4 protein-coding genes are annotated in these 4,607 nt (G+C 44.9%); all 4 read left to right on the forward strand.

The window, feature by feature from the left end; genetic code table 11:
- The first annotated feature begins 250 nt into the window (after positions 1 to 250).
- The gene (locus RYL27_RS10955; protein WP_007155933.1) at positions 251 to 1,567 is read left to right on the forward strand and encodes an aspartate kinase; all 1,317 of its coding nucleotides are present in this window, start codon (positions 251 to 253) and stop codon (positions 1,565 to 1,567) included.
- Between the two features lie 134 nt (positions 1,568 to 1,701).
- Positions 1,702 to 2,970: an NAD(P)/FAD-dependent oxidoreductase gene (locus RYL27_RS10960; RefSeq protein ID WP_314967176.1), complete on the forward strand. Its 1,269-nt coding sequence runs from the start codon at positions 1,702 to 1,704 to the stop codon at positions 2,968 to 2,970.
- 147 nt (positions 2,971 to 3,117) lie between these two features.
- Complete coding sequence (gene cmk / locus RYL27_RS10965; protein ID WP_183682044.1) at positions 3,118 to 3,786, forward strand: (d)CMP kinase; 669 nt, start codon at positions 3,118 to 3,120, stop codon at positions 3,784 to 3,786.
- A gap of 1 nt (position 3,787) precedes the next feature.
- The coding region (gene ispH / locus RYL27_RS10970; RefSeq protein ID WP_314967177.1) for a 4-hydroxy-3-methylbut-2-enyl diphosphate reductase at positions 3,788 to 4,607 on the forward strand (820 nt) is incomplete at its 3' end.

Here is a 4,607-nt window from a genome sequence, read left to right on the forward strand (position 1 = left end):
GCAGAAGTAAAATCTACTGGGGGATAGATGAGTAGAATTTACTTTTTCATTTTTGGAGAGTGAAAACTAAGCCCTCTATACCTTGTTTTATGAATGGGGAAATGATACAATTTCCCCATTCTTTTTCTATTCTTATCAGGAGGTTTCCGCGGAAGGCGGGATAATCTGCATATAAGTTTAGAGAGAGGTAAGCTAGAAATATAAAAAAATTTGAAACGAAGGAAAGTATAAAAGAGAGAAGGAAAAAGGGATGCTGAAAATTGCAAAATTCGGAGGAAGCTCCTGCGCCAGCGGAGAACAGTTTCGTAAGGTAAAAGAAATCGTTATGGAGGATCGGGACAGACACTATATTGTGGTTTCCGCACCGGGAAAACGAAATGATAAGGATACGAAGGTGACGGATTTGTTGCTGTCTTTATATGATGCGGTACAGAATAAGTCCGGCGCAGAGGAAATTTTAGAGAAGATTAAAAATCGTTTCCGGGATATTATTTCCGATTTGGATTTGTCCATTTCTCTGGAGGCTGACTTTCAGGAGATTTACGAGAAGCTTCTGGCAGGAGAGAGCAGAGACTATGCCGCATCCCGGGGAGAATATTTGAACGCCAAGTGTATGGCGGATTTCTTGGGCTTTCCCTTTGTGGATGCCAAGGATATGATTTTCTTTTTAGAGGACGGAAGCTGCGATTTTGAAAAAACGGAGATGATGTCCAGAGAGGTCTTAAAGGACTTGGATTATGCTGTAATCCCCGGCTTCTACGGAGCCAATGGGGAGGGAGCAACCATTACCTTCTCCAGAGGAGGCTCAGATGTTACCGGTTCATTGATTGCTGCGGCGGTTCATGCGGATCTTTATGAAAACTGGACTGATGTATCCGGCTTCCTGGTGGCGGATCCTCGCATTGTGAAAAACCCGGAAGTTATCGATTATATCACCTACAGAGAATTACGAGAGCTTAGCTATATGGGAGCCGGTGTTCTCCATGAGGATGCTATCTTTCCGGTGCGAAAAGAAGGGATCCCAATCCAGATTAAAAATACCAATGCGCCGCAGGATCACGGTACCATGATTGTGGCCAACACCCTGAAAAAGCCCAGATTTATCATTACGGGAATAGCCGGAAAGAAGAATTTCTGTTCTATCAACATTGAAAAAGCCATGATGAATGCGGAAATCGGATTCATTCGAAAGGTGCTTTCCGTAATCGAGGAGAACGGTATTTCCGTAGAGCATACTCCTTCCGGTATCGATACCTTAACATTGTTCATTCATCAGGAGGAGCTGGAATCCCATGAACAGAAGGTGTTACAGGGGATTCAAAGAGCAGTGAATCCGGATCTGATTGAATTGGAAGCGGATTTATCTTTGATTGCCGTTGTAGGAAGAGGCATGAAGTCCTCTAGAGGTGTGGCAGGTCGTATTTTCTCTGCTCTTGCTCATGAGTACATCAATATCAAGATGATTGACCAGGGATCTTCCGAGTACAACATCATTATCGGTGTGAAAAACGAAGATTTCAATGCGGCGATTAAGGCGATTTACAATATGTTTGTTTTGTCCGTATAAAAATCTTTCTTATTCATAACGAGTATCGCTCGCAAAACGTGCGATATCTCATTCAGGAAAGACTGGTTTGGAGAGAAAAAAATATCTTTCCTGAATTGCGGGAAGATAAATTGTAAGAAGAGAAAGCGAGGGCTATGGACATTCTTGTCATAGGCGGAGGACCGGCGGGGATGATGGCGGCCATCTATGGGAAAAAGGAGGCCGGAAATCGAGAGGTCGTTCTTTTCGAAAAAAATGAAAAGCTGGGGAAGAAGCTTTTTATCACAGGGAAAGGAAGGGGAAACTGGACCAATTCCTGTGAGGAGAGCGTTTTTATGGAGAAAATCCTTCGAAATCCCCGGTTTTTTATGGGGGCCTTTCGGAACTTTAACAATCAGGATGCCATTGCCTTTATGGAGAAAAATGGCTGTGCGCTGAAGGAAGAGCGGGGAGGCCGCATTTTCCCGGAGAGCAATAAGGCCTTTTCTCTAACAGACGGGATGAAGAAGGCTCTACAAAGGGAAGGGGTAAAGGTCTGCCTGAATAAAAAGGTGGACTCTATCAGGAAAAAGGGAGATGTCTTTCTGATTAAGGGAAATTTTCCGGAGGTGGAAGCCAAGAAAGTTATTATCGCCACCGGAGGACTAAGCTATCCCTCAACGGGATCCACGGGAGACGGCTACGACTTTGCCAAGGCCTTTTCTATAGGGGTGACGAAAACCTATCCCTCTTTGGTGAAAATGGAGGTTTTGGAGGAGGATGTGTACCCGCTTTCCGGTCTGAAGCTAAAGCATATCGGTCTGAAAATCTTAAATGAAAATGGGAAATGCCTCTACGAAAAGACCGGAGAATTATATTTTCAAAAGAACAGCCTATTAGGACCGGTGGTTTTATCCGCCAGTGCAGCCTTAAGTCCGGAGATTTCCGAAGCTCCTATGGGAAGCTATCAAATCGCTATTGACCTTAAGGCGGAAATGGGACAGGAGCAGTTTGACAGCTTTTTCCTAAGAGACTGTGAAAGCAAGGGAAAGGAAAAGCTCTATCAGCTTTTAAAATCATATCTTCCTGCTCAGCTTTATCCCATTTTCCTGAAACGCTTGGAAAAGCAGGGCGTGTCTTTAGAGAAAAAAAGCTCGGAGCTGAAGAAAGAGGAACGAAGGAAGATTTTAAATCTCTTTCACAGCTTCCCCTTTACAGTGCAGGGGCTGGGAGGCTTTCCGGAAGCCATAGTCACCAAGGGGGGCGTGGAAACCAGGGAGCTTTCCAAGAAAAGTCTTGAGGCCAAGAAGGTTCCGGGACTTTACTTTGCTGGGGAGGTGGTGGATCTGGATGCCTATACCGGAGGCTTTAATATGCAAATCGCTATCTCCACCGGTGTTTTAGCAGGACAGTCTGCAGGAAGATCCCTAAAAGAAGAGCAATAAAAAAATAATAAGAAAGCTATAAGAAAAGCTAAAAGAAGAGCTAAAAGAAAAGCTATAAGAAGAGCGGTAAGAGAAAGCTGTAGAGAAGAGACCTTTGATAAGCGTTTGTAAGACAAAGCTTTTCAGAAAAAAAGAAAGGAAGAACACATGCCATACACAATAGCCATAGACGGACCTGCAGGGGCGGGCAAATCCACCATTGCAAAATTACTATCGAAAAGCCTGGGCTTTTATTATGTAGATACCGGAGCGCTATATCGTGGCCTTGCTTATGGAATTGCCGAAAAAGGAATTCCTTTTACGGCGGAAAAAAGTATAGAAGAAGCACTTCCTGCCCTACAGGTGGACTTGGCATACGAAGGGGAAAAGCAAAAGGTTTTTTGTAACAAAGAGGATTGTACGGACTACATCCGTACTCCGGAGCTGGGACAGGGAGCCTCCATGATTTCTCAATACGGCTGTGTTCGGGAAAAACTGCTGGATTTACAGAGAAATGTAGCCAAGGAGCATTCCTGTGTTATGGACGGAAGAGATATCGGTACGGTGGTTTTGCCGAAGGCAAATAAAAAGTTCTATTTAACCGCTTCTCCCGAAATTCGGGCAGAAAGACGTTGGAAGGAGCTTTTGGAAAAGGGAGAAAAAATCAGTCTTGAACAGGTGCTTATGGAAGTAAAGGAAAGAGATCACAGAGACAGCACCAGGGCCATTGCCCCCTTGAAAAAGGCGGAGGATGCCATTGAAATCGATAGCAGCAATCTTTCCATCAATGAAGTAGTGGATAAGATGTTAAGCTATTGTGTGGGAAGTGAGGAATAATATGGAGGCGGTCCTGGCGAAAAGTGCAGGCTTTTGCTTTGGGGTGGAACGGGCTGTGGATGCAGTCTATCGCATTCTTTCCGAGGAAGAGAAGAAGGATGAGTCGGAGAGAAGACCGATTTACACCTACGGCGCCATCGTGCACAACGAGCAGGTGGTAAAAGCTCTGGAGGATAGAGGAGTTAAGCTTTTAAAGACAAAGGAAGAGCTGTCCCGTTTGGAAAAAGGAATTTTGGTGATTCGCGCCCATGGGGTAGGGGAAGAGATTTACAAACTGCTTCAGGGAAAAGATATCGAAATTGTGGACAGCTCCTGTCCCTATGTACGAAAGATTCAGCGTCTTGTGCGGGAGCACAGTGAAAAGGGAGAAAGAGTCATTGTAATGGGTGACCCGGAGCATCCCGAGGTGCAGGGAATCCTGGGCTGGGGAAAGGGCGATGTTACGGCACTAAAAGGCATAGAAGAGGTGGAGGCGCTACCGGATGGTGAAGGGCAGGAAATCTTCGTGGTGGCCCAAACTACTTTTCATATTGATAAATTCAAACTAGTTCTTGCACTTTTTAAAAAAAAGGGGTATCATGTTTCTGTTATCAATACGATTTGCAACGCAACTTTCGAAAGGCAGTCAGAAGCAAAGGAATTAGCTGGACGATCCGACGCCATGGTGGTGATTGGTGGAAGCAGTTCATCTAACACAAAGAAGTTATTTGAGATTTGCCGGGCGATATGCCCAAATACCCAGCTGATACAGACGGTGAAAGATCTTAAATTCAACTCGGATGAAGCGATTCGCAACGTAGGTATCACAGCAGGGGCAAGCA

The organism is Oribacterium sinus (assembly GCF_963537195.1).
Taxonomy (GTDB): domain Bacteria; phylum Bacillota; class Clostridia; order Lachnospirales; family Lachnospiraceae; genus Oribacterium; species Oribacterium sinus_A.